Genomic DNA, 17,855 nt, shown 5'->3' with positions numbered 1-17,855 from the left:
GTTGCGCAAGTCTCGGCGACACCCGAGAAGCACGATGAGGCACCCTATGGCGCATGTAGCACGATACCACGATTCAGCCGCACACAACCCGCGCCGGACCTCGACGTCCGATGGCATCGACGCCGCGTCCGAACTGCTGAGCATCCTTTTCTGCGGCATCGAGAACGCGCCCAACGTCAGCCTCGCGGATGGAAGCATGCTTTACGGCGGATCGTCGCCGCGCGCTAGTCTGATCCTGAGCGATCTCTCCGTCTTGCGCGATATCCTCATCGCCGCGTCGGATGTGCGCGCGGGCGAAGCGTTTGTGCGCGGAGACATCCGCGTCGACGGCGATCTGGAGAGCGCGATCGGGAGTCTGGAAGATGCGCGCGCCGTCCGTTCGGCGCGCGAGCTGTCGCGAATCGTCCAACTCGCGATCGGATTGAAAGGGTCCGCGCAATCGCCGAACGTGAAAGCGGCGCGCGAGCCGGCACGGCTTCGCGGCAGGCTCCACTCTCGCGCGCGCGATAGAGCGGCGGTCGAGTACCACTACAACGTCTCGAACGAGTTTTACGCGCTGTGGCTCGATTCGGATATGACCTATTCGTGTGCGTACTTCCGTTCGCCGTCGGATACGCTCGACGTCGCACAGCAGAGCAAGTTCGACCTTATCGCGCGCAAACTGCGGCTGGCGCAAGGCGACCGTTTTTTGGATATCGGTTGCGGTTGGGGCGGTTTGATCCGCTTCGCGGCGCGGGAGTACGGAGCGCGTGCGGTCGGTATCACGCTGAGCAGCCGACAAGCCGAATACGCGCGCTCACGGATCCGCGACGAAGGTCTGGCAAACGTCTGCTCGGTCGAGCTCGTCGACTATCGCGATCTGTCGCAGCTCGGCAGCTTTGACAAGATCGCGAGCGTCGGCATGGTCGAGCACGTCGGCGCCGCGAGCCTACGGGAGTACTTCAATGCGGCATATCGCGGGCTCGCCGATGGCGGTCTCTTCCTCAACCACGGCATTGTGAGCCAAGCGCCCGAACCGACAGGGCTTCGGAGACTTGTCGAGCATGCGATAGGGTCCGGACTGCGCGGTTTTGTCGGTCGATATGTGTTTCCCGATGGCGATCTCTTGCGCCTCGATCGCGCCGCCTCGGCGGCAGCGAACGCCGGCTTTGAGACCCTCGACATCGAAAATCTGCGGCCGCATTACGCGACCACTTTGCGTCACTGGGTCCGACGGCTCGAAAACAATGAAGCGCGAGCTCGCGCGCTGGTCGGCGATGCGACCTACAACACATGGCGGCTCTATATGGCCGGATCGGCGCGCGGATTTGCGGTCGGCAGAATGGGCGTTGTGCAAATGCTGCTCGCGAAACGCGATGCGCGCGGCGCGATCAAGGCACCCGCGACTCGCGACGACATCTACGCAATGAGCGCGAGCGCTCGCCAAATCGGCTAGTCATTCAGGCGGTTCGGACGATGTTTGCCCGCACGCACCTCGGGTATGTGCTTCCGTGCGGTCGTCATTCCGGCCGCTTGCAACGAGCCGGACGAAAGTGTGGGCAAAGTGAAGTTACAAAATTTGCGGGATCTCTGGGTGGACGAACTCAAAGATCTCTATCATGCCGAAAATCAGATCTTAAAAGCGTTGCCGAAAATGGCAAAGGCAGCCGTCGATGAAGAACTCCGGACGGCATTTGAGGAACATCTCGAACAGACGCGCGGCCACGTCGAGCGGCTCGAGCAGGTATTCGAACAGATCGACGAAGCGCCGAAAGGCAAGCGCTGCAAAGGGATGGAGGGCATCATCGCAGAGGGCAAAGAGATGCTCGAGCTGGATCTGCCGGAGCCTGTCGGCGACGCGGCTCTGATCGCCGCAGCGCAGCGAGTTGAGCACTATGAGATCGCGGCATACGGCACGGTGCGGACGTATGCGGAAATTCTCGGAGAGAGCGACGCGGTCGCGCTGCTTGAAGAAACGCTCAATGAAGAGAAAGAGACTGACGAGCGGCTCACCGGCATCGCGGAGACGGTGAATCCGGAGGCATCCGAAAGCGAGGACTCGGCGGACGTGTCGAGCGGCAATCGATCGCGCAACGGCAACGGAAAGAAGAGCAGGCAGCCTGTCGGAGCCGGCCGCTAAGTCGGATCGGCCCGTCTAACGAGAGGGCCGGCGTCGCGCCGGCCCTTTCTTTATTGTAGAGAGCGATCACATCTCGTCCGGGCCTGGATCACCGCCGGTCGCGGCAATCGCCAGCCGTTTGAGATATTTCGCCCAGCCTTCGCCGTGGTTTTGCCGCGATTCGTCTGATCCAAGACCGCGATGCGTGAGCTTCACGATCGTGTCCGAACCGACAGGCGTCAGCGTGATCTCGACCGTGCTCGATCCGGCGGGCGTGGGTTGATCGTCGCCTTCCCAGCCGAACGTGAAGACCAACCTCGTGGGCGGCGTCACTTCGACGTACGTGCCGCTGGCGATGTAATCTCTTTTCGACATCACGAGCCGGTAGGTTCCTCCGACGCGGACATCTGTCGTGGCCTCGACAGGAAACCAGCGCTGCAGCTGTGCGGGATCCGTCAGATAGGGGAAGATCGTCTCAGGTTTTGCCTTTATGGTTATTTCTCGTTCGATTGCTCGAGTGTCGACTGTCGGCATGGCGGCGTGAACCCCTCTCATCGGCTTCAATGACGTATTTCAGACGTCGCAGCTTCGCATCCCAGAACGACTCGAGAAAGCCTCGCAGCTCCGAAAGCCCTTCAGGTCTGACCCGGTAGAAGCGGCGCGTGCCCGCTCTGCGCTCCGATACGAGACCTGCATTCTTCAACACGGTGAGGTGTTGCGAGATGGCCGGCCGTGTGATCGCGAAATGGGCGGCGACTTCGCCTGCCGGAAGTTCCCGGACGGCGATGAGCGCGAGTATATCCCGTCGTCGACGATCTGCGAGTGCCCGGATAGCGGCGTCCATGGATAGTATGTTAGCACATACGAACGTAAGCGTCAACTAACGCTTAAAACTGAAAAATGGCGTCCTAGGACTTTTTCCCCGCTCCGCGCTGCGCGCCGTTGAAGTGGCTTGGTCGGAATTGGAGGAACTCTGCGCTCAGACCGAGCGAGTTTCAAAAGCGTCATGAGGAGAGAAACTATGGGACTCACAAAGAGGTTCGGTGCGTTTTCCGTTGCGGCGATCGCCGTCTCGATCGCACTGCTTCAATCGGGAGCTTCCTCCGCCGCCGGGACCTATTCGCTCGTCTATCGTTTCAGCGGCGGTAACGACGGCGGGAATGCGGCGACGGGCTTGACCTTCGATTCCAGCGGCAATGCGTACGGCACGGCGGTGATCGGCGGGCTGTATGGATGCGGCGTGGTCTTCAAACTCACCCCAACGTCTCCGTCCACGTGGCAGGAGTCGGTGCTCTATAATTTCACGTGCGGCTCGGACGGCAAGAACCCTCATGGCGGCGTGACGCTCAATAGCAAGGGTGACCTCTTCGGAACCACGACCGCGGGCGGTTCGGGCGGCGCCTGCACCGGCGACGGTTGCGGAGTAGTCTATGAGTTGACGCCGGCGGGCGAGCGGGTGCTCTATAACTTCACGGGCGGCAACGATGGTTTCGGCCCCGGCGGCGCCGTCTCGTTCGATAAGCAGGGCCGGCTGTACGGAACGACGCCGGATGGCGGAGCGTACTCACAAGGCGTGGTCTATCGACTCACGCACTCCGCCGGATCGTGGCACTTCAATGTCATTCATGCGTTCACCGGCGGCGCGGACGGCGGTGTCGGATCGCTCGGTGCCCTCCTCATCGACAACTCGAATACCATCTACGGAGTGACGGAGCTTGGCGGTGCGCATTCAGCCGGAACGGTATACAAACTCGCGCCGGAATCGGGCGGTACGTACGACCTCACGACGCTGTATGCGTTCAAGGGCATGCCGGATGCGGGTTTCGCGTATGGCGGTCTGCTCGCCGACGCGAGCGGCGACCTTTTCGGCACGACGTACTACGGCGGCACAAAAGGCGCCGGATCTGTCTTCGAACTCAGTCCGGCCGGCATGCGCACTTGGAAAGAGCACGTGATCTACAGCTTCACGGGCGGCATGGACGGCGGCTCGCCGACGAGCACGCTCGTCTTCGACGGTGCGGGCGATCTGCTCGGTACGACGTCCGCCGGCGGCAACAGCGGCTGCTCGTGCGGCACCGTTTTCAAGATCAGCGACGCCTCGCATGTGGAGACCGTCTTGCACCGTTTTGGCGCGATCGGCGACGGTATGAACCCATACTACGGTCTGTCTCTGGCGCCGAACGGATGGTATCTCGCATCGACCGTCGCCGGAGGTCCATCCGGCCAGGGCGTGATCTTCAGAATCAAACCGTGATCCCGCAGCCGAACGAGGGCAAGCGCCGCTTGCCCTCGCGCCTCGCCCGGTTTACCCTGTCAGCCTCGTTCCCGTGAAGTCCGGCGTTCAATCGTGTTCTTCATGGGTACGAGGACGGCAGAGGCACCCATGAGCAGTTTTCACGTCTACATCGCAAATTCGCCCGAATCGGCGCGCCACAACGTCGAACGCTTCGCAGCGGCGAGCGGCCTCAGCGCTGCCGCAGCCGTGCTGCTGGAAGATTGCATCGCACACGCCTGGGAAGACGGTCACATGCGCACGTCGGTCGCGGGCAACGCGATGGCAGCCGCACTCCAAGAATTACAGGAGCGCGAGCTGATCGATATCGCGCAGCTGAGCGACGGTGATATCGTGGTCCTGCCGACCGTTTTGGCCTCCATGGAGGGCGCCGCCGCAGGCGTCGGTTGGAATCGGCGAATCGGCGTCTTTGACTGGCCTGGTATCGGCAGCGACGCCGCGCCTGACGGATAATCCATCTCGAGTTCGAATCGTCGGCCGTAGTGAAACGCCCGCCGAGCGCGCGCGACAGATACGCGCCGATGTTGCCGACCGCCGTCGAGCGGCCGTTCGACTCGCCCGATTGGTTGTTCGAGACGAAGTGGGATGGCGTCCGCGCGATCTGCGTGGTGACGCACCGTGATGTGACGGCGAGCTCGCGAACCGGACAAGAGCTCACGCGGGCGTTTCCGGAACTCGTCGAACTTCGGAAGGCGTTCAGTCTGCTGCCCATCGTCGTAGACGGCGAAATCGTCAGTCTCGATCGAAAAGGGCGCTCGTCGTTCCAGCGTCTTCAACCCCGCATCAACCGATTGCGCGCGTCCGAGAACGGCGCTGTTCAGATCAAGTTCATGGCATTTGACGTTCTCTCGATGGGCGCACATGACGTGCGTAAACAACCGCTCGAAGTGCGCAAGGACCTCCTGAAGAAGGCGATCGTCCGCGGAAATTCGCGCATCGCGTTTTCAGCGCACGTGACCGGCAGAGGTATCCGGCTGTTCGAAAAGGCGCGCAGTCAAGGCATCGAAGGCATCATCGCGAAGCGCCGCGCCTCGCAATATCACGCCGGGCGGACGCGCGAGTGGCTCAAAATCAAAGTGACCGATAGCCAGGAATTCGTGATCTGTGGTTGGACCGAACCCCGCGGTGGCCGAAGTCATTTCGGATCGATATTGTTGGGCATCCATGACCGCGGTGAACTAGTGTACGCCGGTCACGCGGGAACCGGGTTTGATGAGAACGCCCTGGCTGGACTCCACGAAAAGATGGCCCGCCTCGAGACAAAACGCTGTCCGTTTCGTGTCATCCCGGCCGTGAATTCGCCCGTGCACTGGATGCGGCCCAAATTAGTGGCGGAAGTGAAATTCGGCGAATGGACGCGCGACAACGTGCTGCGGCAGCCGGTGTATCTCGGTCTGCGCGTTGACAAACGGCCGGAAGACTGCGTGCGAGTCCACGAGCGCTCATGATCCGAAGAAGCGCTCGGCCTCTCGACCTCAGCCCTTTTTCTTGGCGTGACGCCGTGCCCGGTAGGCGGTTATTCCCTCACCCACCGACTTCTTGGCCTTTTTACGAGATCGAACGCCCTCGAATGTGATCGTGTTGTCTTCGTCGGACGAATACTCGACCAAGAAGCGGCAAAGGCTCTCAAGCGTTTCCTTCGGGATGTCTTTGATATCGTCGTACTTGTCGGTGTTCTGGGCGACGCCGTCCATCCGAAGCGGACAGGCCACGATCCGGTCGTTCTCGACGCCGTTCTTCTTGAGACGGATGATGCCGAGAATGCGCGCTTCGACGAGACACCCCGGGAACGTCGGCGCGTCGCTGAGGAAGACGATATCTGTGGGATCGCCGTCGTCGGCCAGCGTCTGGGGCACAAAACCGTAGTCGTAAGGCCACGCGAGACCTTGCGCGATCGTCTGCTTGAGCTTGAGGATGCCGTACTTCGGTTCGAGCGCGAACTTGTGGCGGATGTTGCGCGGCGTCTCGATGATCGCGTGGACGATATTCTTGTCCTTCGGATTCGGGAATGTCGGGATGCGCTCAAAATGGGTCGCGTTGACTCTGCTCATTCCTCATTCTTTCCGCGGGCGGCCTTGAACCCGGATCGACCGGGCGGCCCGAAGAGCGGCCGGATGAGCGCCGCAGCGACCGCGCCGCCGACCAGCGGTCCGACGATATATACCCACGCGTATCGCCAATCACCGCTCACAAGCGCCGGACCAAATGATCGCGCGGGGTTCATCGATGCGCCGGTCATGTGACTGGAGAACAGGCCGCACAGGGCGACAGTGAGACCAACGGCGAGCGCCGCATTTTTTCCGACCACCGCTTCTTCCTCGGCGGTGGCGAGAATCACGAACACCAGGAGCGCGGTGAGGAGCCCTTCCCAGGCGACGGCCGCAAGCGGCGTGACCCCCGTTCCCGGCTGCGTCACGCCCTCATCGATCAACGAGCCGAACGCGAGCGCGACCGTCGCGGCGGCAGCGACAGCGCCGGCGAATTGGGCGACGACGTACAGACCCGCCAGCTTCGGCGGGAATGAGCCGCGCAAGACAAAGGTGAGCGTGACGGCCGGATTCAGATGCGCGCCGGAGATTCCGCTCAGACTCCAGATCATCGCCGCGACGACAAGGCCGGGCGCGAGGTAGCGCGCGGTGTGGCCGATGCCGCCTCCGACGTGATCGAGCACGTCGGCGCCGGCCGCGACGAATGTCAGAAAGAACGTTCCTATGATCTCAGCCCCGAACCGCTGCGCATTCGTAGGCCTTCCTGTAGGCGACACGGCGTTAGGGGGTCGGCACGGCGGTGGACGTGGAGTGCGCGTTCGGAGCCGCTGTGGCATATCGCAGCGGTGCCGCCGGAGGCGAGCCCTTCCAGGGCTGCCAGAAGAACATCGCCGCCACGGTCACGACGACGATGGCGATGAAGGTGTACACGATCGAGGATGCACCTGACTTGTGTTGAGTGACGTCATGCCGAGATGGCTCGTTCACGAGCGGACCTCCTGAAGCGGCAGTCGACGGATGCGTTTACCTTGTACCAACTCTGGAGAACAGCCAATCGGGAGAATCGAGAGCAGTGACCGATGCAGAACAGGACGGCCGGGAAGCGTCGCGCGCGGCCGGCCTGCTCTATGTGAACGATCGCAAACCCGGCATTCGCCGCCTGCGACGGGGTCGAGGGTTCGGCTACATCGCCCCCGACGGGTCGGCCGTGCGCGAATCCGCGGAACTCGCGCGGATCCGCGCTCTCGCAATTCCGCCGGCCTACCGCGACGTCTGGATCTGCCCGTCCCCTCGCGGACACATCCAAGCCAGCGCGCGCGACGATCGCGGCCGCAAGCAGTATAAGTACCACGCAGAGTGGACCCTCGTGCGCGACGCGGCGAAATTCGATCGCATGCTCAGCTTCGCGAAATCGCTGCCCGCACTCAGAAAGCGAGTCGCGCGTGACTTGCGGAAACGGGGACTAGGCAAGGAACGAGTCGTCGCAGCCGTCGTGAGATTGCTGGAAGATACGCTGATCCGAGTCGGCAATGAGGAATATGCACGAGCGAATAAATCTTTCGGCTTGACGACGCTGCGGACAAAGCATGTCGTGGCAAAGAGTGATACGCTCCACTTTCGATTTCGCGGAAAATCCGGACGTTTTCACGAGATCTCGGTTGCCGATTCGCGATTGGCGGCGATCGTGCGACGGTGCGCGGAGCTGCCGGGTCAAGAGCTTTTCCAATATGAGGATGAAACTGGAACCGCGGTGCCGATCGAGTCACAGGACGTCAACGACTACCTTCGCAGCGCGACCGCCGCAGAGTTTTCGGCGAAGGATGTCAGAACGTGGCACGCGACAGTCCTCTGTCTCGATATCCTCCGGCGATGTGAATCCGCGCCTGACGCGAACGATGCGCGTCGCATCCAAGCTGCGGCGGTCGAGCACGTCGCGAAAATCCTCGGCAATACCGCGGCTGTTTGCAGAAAGTGCTATATACATCCGCTCGTGTTTTCTTGGCACGAAGACGGATCGATCGCGCGGCGCGTCCGGACCCCGCGGCGCGCGCTTTCCGGCTTAAGCGCGATCGAGACGGCCGCTATCCGGGCGTTTCAGCGAGCAGCCTAGAGGGTAGGCGCTGGGTAAGGCGATTTCCGCCGTGGAGGAGACACTATGCGCATCACACTGATCGCCGCGGCGAGCGCGGCAAGCGGCTTGCTACTTTCCGCTGCAGCCATTCCCGCCGCGGCTGCACACCCGGACGTCACTATCAAGATGCACGCGCAGAATGGATCGGGCGAATACGGAACCGCGACGCTCACCGACCTTGGCGGCCGAACGCGCATCGTCATCGCGCTGCAGCACGAAAACACGCTCGGTAATCAGCCGGCACATGTCCATCTCGGGCCGTGTGCTAAACTGAACCCGGCGCCGAAATACCCGTTGAAAAACGTCGTCCTCGGACACTCCAACACCACCGTCGATGTGCCGATAACCGCTATACTGGGGCATGGCATGGCGATCAACGTCCATGAGTCAGCTTCGCAACTTGGCCGATACGTCTCGTGCGGCGACATCCCGTAAGGGGGATGTTCGCGAGCGCCAGGAGTTCGTCATCGGGGGATGGACCGAGCCGCGCGCGGATAGCGGGCGGCGCGGTTCGATTTTGTTGGGGGTCTATGACCGTGACGCGTTGCGCTATGCGGGCCATGCGCTGACCGGATTTAGCAGCCCCTCTCTCGAATCGCTCCGAGACGAACTGGCGGCGCGCGAGACCAAAAAATGTCCGTACGACGTGGTGCCGGCAATCGACGTTCCGGTTCACTGGGTGCGGCCGGAACTCGTAGCGGAAGTGAAGATCGTCGAACCGATTCGCAGCAGCATCTTGCGTCAGCCGGTTTACATCGGGTTGCGAGTTGACAAACGCCCGGAAGACTGCGTGCGGGTGCGGGAGCGCTCGTGACGCGCTGGAGGAAAAGTCAACGATATGGCACATGCGATTTGGAGCGGCGCGATCAATTTCGGATTGGTCTCGATACCTGTTCGGCTCGTGACCGCGGTTCGCACGAACGACCTCTCGTTTCACATGCTCCATGGAAAAGATAAAGGCCGTATCCATAACGAGCGTGTGTGCGATCATTGCCACAAGAAAGTCGAATGGGCGGATCTCGTCAAAGGCTACGAACTCGACGACGGCAAGTACGTCATCATGGAAGACAAAGACTTCGAAGCGGCGCGGCCGGAACTGACGAAGTCCATCGACATCGAGCAATTCGTCGATGCGGCCGAAGTCGACCCGCGCATGTACGAGACGCCGTACTATCTGGAGCCCGAGAAGAAGGCCCAGCATGCATATTCGGTCCTACGTGAGGCGCTGGAGAAATCCGGCAAGGTCGGCATTGCGCGCATCGTGCTCCGCACGCGCGAGCATCTCGCGGCTCTGAAACCGTACGACACCGCGCTTGTCTTAGAGCTCATGCACTTCGAAGGCGAACTCGTGCCGGCCGAAGACGTCGACGTGCCCACAAAAAAAGACAAAGTCTCCGCGGGCGAGATGAAGGCGGCGATGATGCTGATCGACGCCATGGCCGGAACGTTCGAACCGAAAGAGTACACGGACACGTACCGGCAGACCATGCTCAAAACGCTGCAGGACAAAGCCAAAGGCAAGAAGATCGTCGCGCAGAAAAAAGCCGCGCCGGCGCAAGAGCAGAACTTGGACGACATCGCGGCCGCGCTGCAGCGCAGCCTTGCGGCGCGCAGCAAGAAGTCGAAGCCTGAGGCTGAGAAGCCGAAGACGAAGGCCGACAAGACGAAGACGAGGCGGACGACGGCGCGCACGTGAGCGCGAGAACCCGGCCGCCCGAGATTCCCCGGACGGCCGAAACATTCGATGCCGCGGACGGCAAGCGGCGCGTGCATCTCACGAATCTTCAGAAGCCGTTCTGGAAAAGCCCGACGGTCACAAAGGGCGACTTGCTTCGCTACTACGCGGCGATCAGCCCGTGGTTGCTGCCGCATGTCCGCGATCGGGCTATGGTCATGAAGCGCTATCCGAACGGCGCGAGCGGCGAGTTCTTCTTCATGAAACACGTTCCGGACTCGCACCCGGCGTGGCTTTCCACGTGCAAGATCAAGCACGCCGGTGGTCGCATCGTCGAATTCCCGATGGTCAATGATCTCGCGTCGCTGCTCTGGATAGTGAATCTCGGCTGCATTGACCTCAATCAGTGGTATGCGTGCTGCGACGACCCGAACCGCCCTGACTATTTCCATTTCGACCTCGATCCGGTCCCCGGCGCGACGTTCGAGCGCGTTTGCGAGACCGCGCTTGCGGTGCACGACGCGCTGGAGCGATTGGAGATGCCGAACTTCGCCAAGACAACGGGTTCGCGCGGCATTCACATCTACGTGCCGATCAAGCGCGGCCCGCTTCAGAAAGACGTTTGGACGTTTTCCAAAGCCCTCGCGATGCAGATCGCCGAACGGAGTCCGCAGCTTATAACCGCGGTATACGCGAAAGCCAAGCGGCCGCATGGTCGCGTCCTCATCGACTACAATCAGAACGCGTGGGGGCGCACGCTCGCATCCATCTATTCCGTGCGCGCCGCAAAACGTCCGACCGTCTCCGCGCCCGTCACATGGCGTGAACTCGAGAAAGGCGTGCGGTTAGATGACTTCGACATCGGGAATATGGTGGCTAGGCTCCGCAAGGTCGGCGATCTTTGGAAGCCGCTGCTCGCCCGGACCGGGCGCGTCGATCTCGCAAAATATCTGTAGGGGCCACGCCAATCGAGAAGGGAGCGGCGTCATGCCTGGTAAGAAAAAGTCGGGTTCGACGCGGAAATACGGAAAGACGGCGGGTAAAAAAGTCAAGCGCGCGATGCATGAGATGAAGGAGGGCAAGCTCAAGTCGGGGCGCTCGGGCAAGAAGGTGAAGAGCCGCAAGCAGGCCATCGCGATCGGTCTCTCCGAGGCGAGAAAGAGCGGCGGAAAGGTACCAAAAAAGAAATCGTCGTGAAGGCGAAGACGCCGAAACGCGGGGATCGCTCGGACACGTCGATCGCACGATACGACGCGAAGCGCGACTTCAAGCGGACACCTGAGCCTACCGCCAAGCGATCCGCGACCAACTCGCGGTCGCTTCGTTTCGTCATCCAGCTGCACGACGCGAGCCGATTGCACTACGATTTCCGCCTCGAAGCCGCGGGCGTGCTCAAATCTTGGGCCGTGCCGAAAGGCCCATCGCTCGACCCTGCGGCTAAACGCCTTGCGATGCGCGTCGAAGATCACCCGCTCGCCTACCGCGATTTCGAAGGCGTCATACCCAAAGGGAATTACGGCGCAGGAGAAGTCATCGTCTGGGATCGCGGCACGTACCGGCCGCAAACCGACGTGCGCCCGGAGAAGTCGATCGACGACGGTGAGATCAAGTTCACGCTGCGCGGGAAAAAGCTCCGCGGCAACTTCGCGTTGGTGAAGATGCGCGCGCGCGATGGCGTGGAGAATGCGTGGCTGCTGATCAAAGAGCGCGACGACTTCGTCGACAAACGCTGGCGGGCGACCGCGCACGCCGAGTCCGTCAAGAGCGGCCGCACGCTGGACGATATCCGGCGTGCCAAAAAGGTAGCCACGTGGGTCTCGAATCGATCGTCGACCGAAGGCTGAGGGCGCAGGGTTGCGGCGAGCCGATGTCCAAACATATGTTCGAGGTACGGAGGCCGACGCTCGTGCAGAACAGACGTCGCAAGGGCAACGTAAGGTCGTTTTGCGATCGTGTCTGGGATTCGCTATTCTCGTCCATCGAAGCGTGCGACGAGTTGAGCCGCGATCAGCGACGCGTTTACACCTTTTTGTGGCGCACGGTCGACGTTCGAACGCGCATTTTCGAACGCGGCCTCGGTGTTGCAGCGATCGCGCGACGGCTTCGCATGTCGGACGCATCGGTGCAGCGCGCGCTTTCCATTCTCTGCGCCAAGGGTTTTGCCCACCGCCTTCCGGAGCTTCCGCGCCGGCCCATTCGACTTGCGCTCAATCCGCTGCTCATCGAGGCGGCATACGACGCCGCGAAACGCTCGTTCCCAGGTCGCCTTGCGAGCTGACGGCCGAGTGGACATCTTCAAACGCAAGTGTCCGCGGTGTTTGAAAGCCGTGCCTTTCCGGGCAGGAGAGGAGCGAGCCGGCGGCACCCACCGGATCGTGACCGTGGCTTGCACGTCGTGCGAGACGGTGATCGGCGTGCTTCCTTACATGAACAAGTACGCCGACAAGCGGGAACTCGCCGCCGTCGTACGCGCAGTGGTCAAGACGCATGTGAACTCAGCCGTCAAGCGACTGAAGCGAACGCGCCGCAAGACCAGATAGGATCGTCGTCCGCATGGAACAAGCTTGTGCCAAGCAGAATTGCTCGTGCATCATCAGCGCGAACTCGCCGAGTCAATTCTGCTGCGAGCGCTGCGAACGCGATGCTCACGACAACAGTCACTGCAAGTGCGGGCATGAAGCCTGCGGCGGCATCAGTTCGATCACGGGACCGCAGGGGCCCGACACGCTCGTCTAACTCCGCCTCGTGATCGCGGACGCGCGAACTTCCGTCTGTATCGTTGGCGGCGGGCCGGCCGGCATGATGCTCGGCTATCTCCTGGCCAGATCTGGAATCCATGTGACCGTGCTGGAAAAGCACGCCGATTTCTTTCGCGACTTCCGCGGCGACACGATTCATCCGTCGACGCTTGACGTGATCGACCAGCTCGGGTTGCTCGACGGACTTCTGGAGCTCCCGCACCAGGAGGTGAGATCGCTCGGTGCGCAGATCGGTGCGAATTCCGTCCAGATCGCGGATTTCAGTCATGTGCCGGCGCGCTGCCGCTTCATCGCGTTGATGCCGCAGTGGGATCTCTTGGATTTCATCGCGCGTCAGGGCAGAAAATATCCCAGCTTTCATCTGGCGATGAATGCGGCGGCTACCGATCTAGTGTTCGACGGCTCGGGCAAAGTCGTCGGCGTGAACGTCAGCACGCCTGAGGGCGCGCAGACGATTTTCGCGGATCTGACGGTCGGAGCCGACGGTCGCCACTCGCTCGCGCGCGAAAAGGCCGAGCTCGAAGTCCGGGATTTCGGCGCGCCGATGGATGTCCTGTGGTTTCGGCTCTCGCGCCGGCGCGAGGATCCGAGTCTCGCCTTCGGGCGGCTGGACCACGGCAAGATGATGATCATGATCGACCGCGGCGACTACTGGCAATGCGGCTACCTCATCCGCAAAGGCGATTTCGTCGCGATCCGCGAGCGCGGCGTCGCAGAATTCCGTGCTTCGCTTTCCTCACTTGCTCCTTTCCTTGTCGACCGCGTCGTCGAGATCCGCGATTGGGAGGACGTGAAACTGCTCACCGTCGTCGTCAACCGCCTTCGAAGATGGTACCGTTCGGGCTTGCTCTGCATTGGAGATGCGGCACACGCCATGTCGCCCATCGGAGGAGTCGGCATCAATCTTGCCGTTCAAGATGCCGTCGCGACCGCGAATATCCTCACACAACCGTTGCAGCGCTCGGCCGTAGATGATGATGATCTTCGTGCGGTGCAGCGACGCCGCGAATGGCCGACTCGCCTCACGCAAGGGCTGCAAATCTTCATCCAAAACCGGCTGATCGATAAGATATTGGGGCGCGACGTTCCGTTCGCGCCGCCGTGGCCGCTGCGGCTGTTAGACCGCTGGCCGCTTCTCCGCCGCTTACCGGCGCGCGCCATCGGCATCGGCTTTCGGCCCGAACGCGTCGTTTCCGTCTCTCCGATTCGGGTACAATGAATGATACAGACGGAGGAAACGACGCTATGAAGGCTCTAGCCGCCGCGGGCATGTCGCTCGCACTTGCCGCGCCGATCGCTACCGCCGCTCCGACCACGTATACGCTGACGGCCCCGCTCGTGGCGCAGCGAGGTTCGGGTGAGAACGGATCTGTGACGCTCACGCCCATCACCGCCGCATCGACGCGGGTGACGATCTCCGTGACCGGTGAACCGAGCGGCGCGTCGCAGCCGGCGCACATCCATGTCGGCACGTGCGCCCGGCTCGATCCACATCCGAAGTGGGGACTCAACGATGTCGAGGAAGGCGCGTCGGTCACCGTCGTGCCGGTCGGCATAAAGACGTTGACGGCCGACGATTACGTCGTCAACATGCATCTATCGTCCACGGCGATCATGCACTACGTCGCGTGTTCGGAACTTTCGACTGCCAAGAGACTGTAGGCGGTAGACACACCGCCGTTCCAAGGAGGTCAAACGCGTGAGCCCAAGTTTTGAATTTTGCTTCGTATCCGTCGTATCGAGCCGCGCCGATAGTCAAGGCGAGAACGCAACCATCGATGAAGATCTCAAGAAAGTGCAAGATCTTGGGAAAGATGGGTGGCAGATATCCGGGATCAGCCCCGATCCGCAACATCCGGCGGCGAGATTGATGGTCTCGCTCCAGCGGCAAACGCAGGGGTAGCACTACACGCCGTCTCGCGCCTCGTCGTCCGGTTCCCTCTCGAAGAGCACATCGTACCGGAGTTTGCCGGTTTCGGTGACGCGGACCCCGGCGGTCGGGATGTGCGGTCGCAGTTCGCCGTTGTGCATGAGGTGGTGCGCGTTCACGCCGCGCAGCAAGACCGCCGCATCGGCTATCAGCCGGCGATGACAGCGCCACCATAGGGTCTCGGAACACATGATCGCGATTCGCACGCCGACCGGCGCAAGCAAGTCGGTGAGGGCGGTGCAAAAACCGTCCGTCTCCATGTAATCGGCATACGCGCGAAATGACGGGTGGCGCAGTGCGATGTTCGGACTCTCGCGATCGGATTTCCGAAAACCGCCGAGCCCGGGCTCCCAGCGGTAAGCGCTTCCGCTCAAATCGGGGATCCAGCGTTCCATCTCTTCACGCCAGAACTGCGGATGGCGGCGGCTTTTGGGAAAGGAGCGGACATCGACGACCGACTCGATCGCAGCCTCGCGGATGATGCGCGCGAGTTCGTCCGCATCGGCCGTTCCGTGTCCAAGCGTGAGCAACTCCTGCGCCATCCGCTGACTTTTCGATGAGATAACCGTGGCCGCCCTGGGTATAATAAACAGGCTGATCCAACTAGGAGACAACTTCGGGGAGCGAGTCTATGCAAGACAACGGCGACGCAATTTCATTTGAGCGCGATATCCGGCCGCTATTTCGAGACGTTGACATCGACCACATGGAAGCCTTCGGCGTCCAGCTCGCCGACCACGCATGGATGTCCGAACCGGATAACGCGAAGCGGGTCTACGAATCGTTATCGAGCGATGCGGCCTCGCGCATGCCGCCCGGCGGTCCATATTGGAGCGACGAGCAGATGAAGAAGCTTTCAGATTGGATGGATGGCGGTTACCGGCCCTGAGCTGCCGTAGCTATTTCGTGCGCGTGTAGAGGCCATCGAAGACGACGGTCCAGGTCTTCCCGCTGTCGATTGAGGAGTCCCATAACTGGCGAACGTGATCGTCATCGATGCGCGTCCAACGAATGCGGTTAAGGCGCTCGGCACCGGAAAGCGACGTGCCGGTTCCGCTAAGGGTCATCACGCCGTTATCGTAAGAGCCGTCGAGCAGCAGCACTTGGCCCTGGTTGTCCACCCACGTCTGGTGCCACTGTCGGGTGGAGGCTCGATATGCATTGAAGCTCGATCCCACGTCTCCGCCCGTGCCGCTCCAATGCTCCTGAATGACGCATCCTCCGTACTCGGTCGTCACGTCATTCGTGCCCGCGAACTGTCCCTGCGGATCGGTCACGCGCCAATTGCCGACCCAAAAGTCGAATTGGCGATACTCCGGCGCGGAACACGGCTTTGGAGGCGTCGTCGACGCGCCCAGGGCGGCCGACGACAATGCGATTGTTATCGAAAGCGCGGCGAGAGTCGTGATGTTCGTTATCATCTTCATCACGGGCAGTTCGGCTCGGGACCCAAAAAATGCTCCGGACCGTTGTGCCGAGATCGTGCCAAGGCATCCGAGGTTCACTAGGGCCGTGACGTATCGATCTGGGCAGCGGGAGACGGGTCTCGAACCCGCAACCCTCAGCTTGGGAAGCTGATGCTCTACCAATTGAGCTACTCCCGCGGGCGACGATATCGTTAGGCCCATAATCGTTGAGACCCTGTAATGCGGGGCCGACTTGCGTCGGCCCCTTCAAATCAATCGACGCGTAGCGTAATGCGAGGCCGACTGGCGTCGGCCCCTTCAAATCAATGATGCGCAGCGTAATGCGTGGGCCGACTGGCGTCGGCCCCTTCAAATCAATTGACGGGTTGCGTACTGCGGGGCCGACTGGCGTCGGCCCCTTCAAATCATCGGCCCCTTCAGATCAATTGACGCGTGGCGTGGTGCGGGCCGACTGGCGTCGGCCCCTTCAAATCATCGGCCCCTTCAAATCAATTGACGCGTAGGGTACGATCGGATGTGATCTGGCCGATTCGCGAAGCGGCATGAACACCGGCTGCGCGCAAGGCGTCGACGAGCGTTTCTGCGTTCTCCGGCGCGACAGCGAGCAGCAGGCCGCCGGATGTCTGCGCGTCGCAGAGCACGAGACGCATTTCGGGCGCGACGGAATCGGCGAATATCCACCCGCTACCGATCGCTGCATCGAGATTCGTGACCGAGCCTGCGGGTGCTGCGCCGTCTCGAGCGAGTTCGAGAGCGCGGCCGAACACCGGCACGGTCCGTGAATCGATCGTCGCGCCGACTTCGGATCCGCTGGTCATCTCGTGCAGGTGCCCAAGCAGACCGAATCCCGTGATGTCCGTGGCTGCGTGCGGCGGCGCCTGCGCGGCCACGTCGGCTGCGGTGCGATTGAGCTGCAGCATCGAGACGACCGCAGGAGCGAGGACGTCGTCGCCGATGAGATCGCGCTTGCGCGCCGTGGTCAAGATTCCCGTGCCGAGCGGCTTTGTCAGTAGGAGTACGTCGCCGGGACGCGCTGCAGAATTCCGCCAGATCTTCTGCGGATGGACCACGCCCGTCACGGCCAGGCCGTACTTCGGCTCCGGGTCCTTGATCGTGTGGCCGCCGATGACGCTGATGCCGGCCTCGCGCGCTTTGTCCGCTCCGCCCGCGAGAATCTCAGCGAGCACATCTGCGTCGAGCCCTTCTTCAGGAAAGGCAGCGATCGCTAGAGCGCTGACCGGTCGAGCTCCCATCGCATAGATATCGGACAGCGCGTTTGCGGCCGCGATGGCGCCGAACGTTCGCGGATCATCGACGATGGGCGTGAAGAAGTCGACCGTCTGTACGATGGCGATCTCATCCGTCAACTTGTAGACGCCGGCGTCATCAGCCGTGCTTGTGCCGACGAGCACGTTTGGGTCTTCGATCGGTGGCAAACGGCGCAAGACTTGCGCGAGGACGCGGGCGTCCATCTTAGCCGCTCAACCTGCGCAGCGTGACAGGTGCGTGAGGCGGTGGATATCTTCGCGCGTCATGCTTAATCCGTTTCGACCC

General features: G+C 61.8%; 26 protein-coding genes and 1 tRNA gene. 19 read left to right on the top strand and 8 right to left on the bottom strand.

Annotation, left to right across the window (positions count from 1 at the left end):
• Positions 1 to 46 precede the first annotated feature (46 nt).
• Both VKT51_06665 and VKT51_06660 read left to right on the top strand, forming a co-directional pair.
• Positions 47 to 1,435, top strand: a complete 1,389-nt coding sequence (locus VKT51_06665) for a class I SAM-dependent methyltransferase (GenBank protein HLJ83833.1) — start codon at positions 47 to 49, stop codon at positions 1,433 to 1,435.
• A 108-nt stretch (positions 1,436 to 1,543) separates the two neighbouring features.
• Positions 1,544 to 2,119, top strand: coding sequence for a ferritin-like domain-containing protein (locus tag VKT51_06660; GenBank protein ID HLJ83832.1), 576 nt, complete (start codon positions 1,544 to 1,546; stop codon positions 2,117 to 2,119).
• A 66-nt stretch (positions 2,120 to 2,185) separates the two neighbouring features.
• On the opposite strand, the gene VKT51_06655 is transcribed toward VKT51_06660, so the two are convergent.
• Complete coding sequence (locus tag VKT51_06655) at positions 2,186 to 2,653, bottom strand: SRPBCC domain-containing protein (protein ID HLJ83831.1); 468 nt, start codon at positions 2,651 to 2,653, stop codon at positions 2,186 to 2,188.
• A 466-nt stretch (positions 2,654 to 3,119) separates the two neighbouring features.
• Here VKT51_06655 and VKT51_06650 point away from each other — a divergent pair, with 466 nt between their 5' ends.
• The 3 genes from VKT51_06650 to ligD (VKT51_06640) all read left to right on the top strand — a co-directional run bounded on the left by VKT51_06650 (position 3,120) and on the right by ligD (VKT51_06640) (position 5,839).
• Positions 3,120 to 4,352, top strand: a complete 1,233-nt coding sequence (locus VKT51_06650; protein HLJ83830.1) for a choice-of-anchor tandem repeat GloVer-containing protein — start codon at positions 3,120 to 3,122, stop codon at positions 4,350 to 4,352.
• A gap of 129 nt (positions 4,353 to 4,481) precedes the next feature.
• Complete coding sequence (locus VKT51_06645; GenBank protein HLJ83829.1) at positions 4,482 to 4,844, top strand: hypothetical protein; 363 nt, start codon at positions 4,482 to 4,484, stop codon at positions 4,842 to 4,844.
• Positions 4,845 to 4,873: 29 nt separating this feature from the next.
• Entirely contained in the window at positions 4,874 to 5,839 is a 966-nt protein-coding gene (ligD, locus tag VKT51_06640) for a non-homologous end-joining DNA ligase (protein HLJ83828.1), read from the top strand.
• 27 nt (positions 5,840 to 5,866) lie between these two features.
• Here the strand turns inward: ligD (VKT51_06640) and VKT51_06635 are convergent, their stop codons facing one another.
• The 3 genes from VKT51_06635 to VKT51_06625 are packed head-to-tail and all read right to left on the bottom strand — an operon-like array spanning position 5,867 to position 7,366.
• Entirely contained in the window at positions 5,867 to 6,442 is a 576-nt protein-coding gene (locus VKT51_06635; GenBank protein ID HLJ83827.1) for an inorganic diphosphatase, read from the bottom strand.
• Positions 6,439 to 7,155, bottom strand: a complete 717-nt coding sequence (locus VKT51_06630) for an aquaporin (protein HLJ83826.1) — start codon at positions 7,153 to 7,155, stop codon at positions 6,439 to 6,441. Before VKT51_06630 ends, VKT51_06635 begins: the two co-directional genes overlap by 4 nt.
• Before the next feature lie 4 nt (positions 7,156 to 7,159).
• Positions 7,160 to 7,366 (bottom strand): hypothetical protein, encoded by a 207-nt coding sequence (locus tag VKT51_06625; GenBank protein ID HLJ83825.1) that lies wholly within the window; start codon positions 7,364 to 7,366, stop codon positions 7,160 to 7,162.
• Between the two features lie 85 nt (positions 7,367 to 7,451).
• On the opposite strand from VKT51_06625, the gene VKT51_06620 reads away from it, so the two are divergent.
• From VKT51_06620 to VKT51_06560, 13 genes are all read left to right on the top strand, one after another.
• Positions 7,452 to 8,489: a hypothetical protein gene (locus VKT51_06620; protein ID HLJ83824.1), complete on the top strand. Its 1,038-nt coding sequence runs from the start codon at positions 7,452 to 7,454 to the stop codon at positions 8,487 to 8,489.
• A 45-nt stretch (positions 8,490 to 8,534) separates the two neighbouring features.
• On the top strand, positions 8,535 to 8,945 hold the full coding sequence (locus VKT51_06615) for a hypothetical protein (GenBank protein HLJ83823.1): 411 nt from the start codon (positions 8,535 to 8,537) through the stop codon (positions 8,943 to 8,945).
• On the top strand, positions 8,893 to 9,324 hold the full coding sequence (locus VKT51_06610; GenBank protein HLJ83822.1) for a hypothetical protein: 432 nt from the start codon (positions 8,893 to 8,895) through the stop codon (positions 9,322 to 9,324). Before VKT51_06615 ends, VKT51_06610 begins: the two co-directional genes overlap by 53 nt.
• 24 nt (positions 9,325 to 9,348) lie before the next feature.
• Positions 9,349 to 10,206: a Ku protein gene (locus tag VKT51_06605; protein ID HLJ83821.1), complete on the top strand. Its 858-nt coding sequence runs from the start codon at positions 9,349 to 9,351 to the stop codon at positions 10,204 to 10,206.
• Positions 10,203 to 11,141, top strand: coding sequence for a non-homologous end-joining DNA ligase (gene ligD, locus VKT51_06600; GenBank protein HLJ83820.1), 939 nt, complete (start codon positions 10,203 to 10,205; stop codon positions 11,139 to 11,141). The genes VKT51_06605 and ligD (VKT51_06600) overlap by 4 nt, the downstream gene beginning before the upstream one ends.
• Before the next feature lie 31 nt (positions 11,142 to 11,172).
• Complete coding sequence (locus VKT51_06595; protein HLJ83819.1) at positions 11,173 to 11,382, top strand: DUF6496 domain-containing protein; 210 nt, start codon at positions 11,173 to 11,175, stop codon at positions 11,380 to 11,382.
• Positions 11,379 to 12,029: a DNA polymerase ligase N-terminal domain-containing protein gene (locus tag VKT51_06590; protein ID HLJ83818.1), complete on the top strand. Its 651-nt coding sequence runs from the start codon at positions 11,379 to 11,381 to the stop codon at positions 12,027 to 12,029. The genes VKT51_06595 and VKT51_06590 overlap by 4 nt, the downstream gene beginning before the upstream one ends.
• Positions 12,030 to 12,091: 62 nt before the next feature.
• Positions 12,092 to 12,463 (top strand): hypothetical protein, encoded by a 372-nt coding sequence (locus VKT51_06585; protein ID HLJ83817.1) that lies wholly within the window; start codon positions 12,092 to 12,094, stop codon positions 12,461 to 12,463.
• A 49-nt stretch (positions 12,464 to 12,512) separates the two neighbouring features.
• On the top strand, positions 12,513 to 12,725 hold the full coding sequence (locus VKT51_06580; protein ID HLJ83816.1) for a hypothetical protein: 213 nt from the start codon (positions 12,513 to 12,515) through the stop codon (positions 12,723 to 12,725).
• A 13-nt stretch (positions 12,726 to 12,738) separates the two neighbouring features.
• The gene (locus tag VKT51_06575) at positions 12,739 to 12,921 is read left to right on the top strand and encodes a hypothetical protein (GenBank protein HLJ83815.1); all 183 of its coding nucleotides are present in this window, start codon (positions 12,739 to 12,741) and stop codon (positions 12,919 to 12,921) included.
• A 9-nt stretch (positions 12,922 to 12,930) separates the two neighbouring features.
• A complete protein-coding gene (locus tag VKT51_06570) occupies positions 12,931 to 14,163 on the top strand; it encodes an FAD-dependent oxidoreductase (protein ID HLJ83814.1) in 1,233 nt (410 codons plus the stop codon).
• A 26-nt stretch (positions 14,164 to 14,189) separates the two neighbouring features.
• Complete coding sequence (locus VKT51_06565; protein HLJ83813.1) at positions 14,190 to 14,606, top strand: hypothetical protein; 417 nt, start codon at positions 14,190 to 14,192, stop codon at positions 14,604 to 14,606.
• Positions 14,607 to 14,643: 37 nt separating this feature from the next.
• Positions 14,644 to 14,847, top strand: coding sequence for a hypothetical protein (locus tag VKT51_06560; GenBank protein HLJ83812.1), 204 nt, complete (start codon positions 14,644 to 14,646; stop codon positions 14,845 to 14,847).
• 2 nt (positions 14,848 to 14,849) lie between these two features.
• On the opposite strand, the gene VKT51_06555 is transcribed toward VKT51_06560, so the two are convergent.
• Positions 14,850 to 15,416, bottom strand: coding sequence for a DUF488 domain-containing protein (locus tag VKT51_06555; protein ID HLJ83811.1), 567 nt, complete (start codon positions 15,414 to 15,416; stop codon positions 14,850 to 14,852).
• A gap of 89 nt (positions 15,417 to 15,505) precedes the next feature.
• Here VKT51_06555 and VKT51_06550 point away from each other — a divergent pair, with 89 nt between their 5' ends.
• On the top strand, positions 15,506 to 15,763 hold the full coding sequence (locus tag VKT51_06550; GenBank protein HLJ83810.1) for a hypothetical protein: 258 nt from the start codon (positions 15,506 to 15,508) through the stop codon (positions 15,761 to 15,763).
• 10 nt (positions 15,764 to 15,773) lie between these two features.
• On the opposite strand, the gene VKT51_06545 is transcribed toward VKT51_06550, so the two are convergent.
• From VKT51_06545 to selD, 3 genes are all read right to left on the bottom strand, one after another.
• Positions 15,774 to 16,301, bottom strand: a complete 528-nt coding sequence (locus VKT51_06545) for a hypothetical protein (protein HLJ83809.1) — start codon at positions 16,299 to 16,301, stop codon at positions 15,774 to 15,776.
• Between the two features lie 104 nt (positions 16,302 to 16,405).
• A tRNA-Gly gene (locus VKT51_06540) sits at positions 16,406 to 16,478 on the bottom strand.
• 311 nt (positions 16,479 to 16,789) lie between these two features.
• On the bottom strand, positions 16,790 to 17,836 hold the full coding sequence (gene selD, locus VKT51_06535; GenBank protein ID HLJ83808.1) for a selenide, water dikinase SelD: 1,047 nt from the start codon (positions 17,834 to 17,836) through the stop codon (positions 16,790 to 16,792).
• Positions 17,837 to 17,855 lie beyond the last annotated feature (19 nt).

The organism is Candidatus Eremiobacteraceae bacterium, assembly GCA_035295225.1.
Lineage (GTDB): Bacteria > Vulcanimicrobiota > Vulcanimicrobiia > Eremiobacterales > Eremiobacteraceae > JABCYQ01.
This window is presented reverse-complemented; position numbering and strand designations above follow the sequence as displayed.

Bases quoted from the DNA above. Each gene is read 5' to 3' on its own strand.
- VKT51_06665 (HLJ83833.1), top strand. From the start codon at position 47: ATGGCGCATGTAGCACGATACCACGATTCAGCCGCACACAACCCGCGC.
- VKT51_06655 (HLJ83831.1), bottom strand. From the start codon at position 2,653: ATGAGAGGGGTTCACGCCGCCATGCCGACAGTCGACACTCGAGCAATC.
- VKT51_06650 (HLJ83830.1), top strand. From the start codon at position 3,120: ATGGGACTCACAAAGAGGTTCGGTGCGTTTTCCGTTGCGGCGATCGCC.
- VKT51_06645 (HLJ83829.1), top strand. From the start codon at position 4,482: ATGAGCAGTTTTCACGTCTACATCGCAAATTCGCCCGAATCGGCGCGC.
- VKT51_06635 (HLJ83827.1), bottom strand. From the start codon at position 6,442: ATGAGCAGAGTCAACGCGACCCATTTTGAGCGCATCCCGACATTCCCG.
- VKT51_06615 (HLJ83823.1), top strand. From the start codon at position 8,535: ATGCGCATCACACTGATCGCCGCGGCGAGCGCGGCAAGCGGCTTGCTA.
- VKT51_06610 (HLJ83822.1), top strand. From the start codon at position 8,893: ATGAGTCAGCTTCGCAACTTGGCCGATACGTCTCGTGCGGCGACATCC.
- VKT51_06605 (HLJ83821.1), top strand. From the start codon at position 9,349: ATGGCACATGCGATTTGGAGCGGCGCGATCAATTTCGGATTGGTCTCG.
- VKT51_06595 (HLJ83819.1), top strand. From the start codon at position 11,173: ATGCCTGGTAAGAAAAAGTCGGGTTCGACGCGGAAATACGGAAAGACG.
- VKT51_06575 (HLJ83815.1), top strand. From the start codon at position 12,739: ATGGAACAAGCTTGTGCCAAGCAGAATTGCTCGTGCATCATCAGCGCG.
- VKT51_06565 (HLJ83813.1), top strand. From the start codon at position 14,190: ATGAAGGCTCTAGCCGCCGCGGGCATGTCGCTCGCACTTGCCGCGCCG.
- VKT51_06555 (HLJ83811.1), bottom strand. From the start codon at position 15,416: ATGGCGCAGGAGTTGCTCACGCTTGGACACGGAACGGCCGATGCGGAC.
- VKT51_06550 (HLJ83810.1), top strand. From the start codon at position 15,506: ATGCAAGACAACGGCGACGCAATTTCATTTGAGCGCGATATCCGGCCG.
- VKT51_06545 (HLJ83809.1), bottom strand. From the start codon at position 16,301: ATGAAGATGATAACGAACATCACGACTCTCGCCGCGCTTTCGATAACA.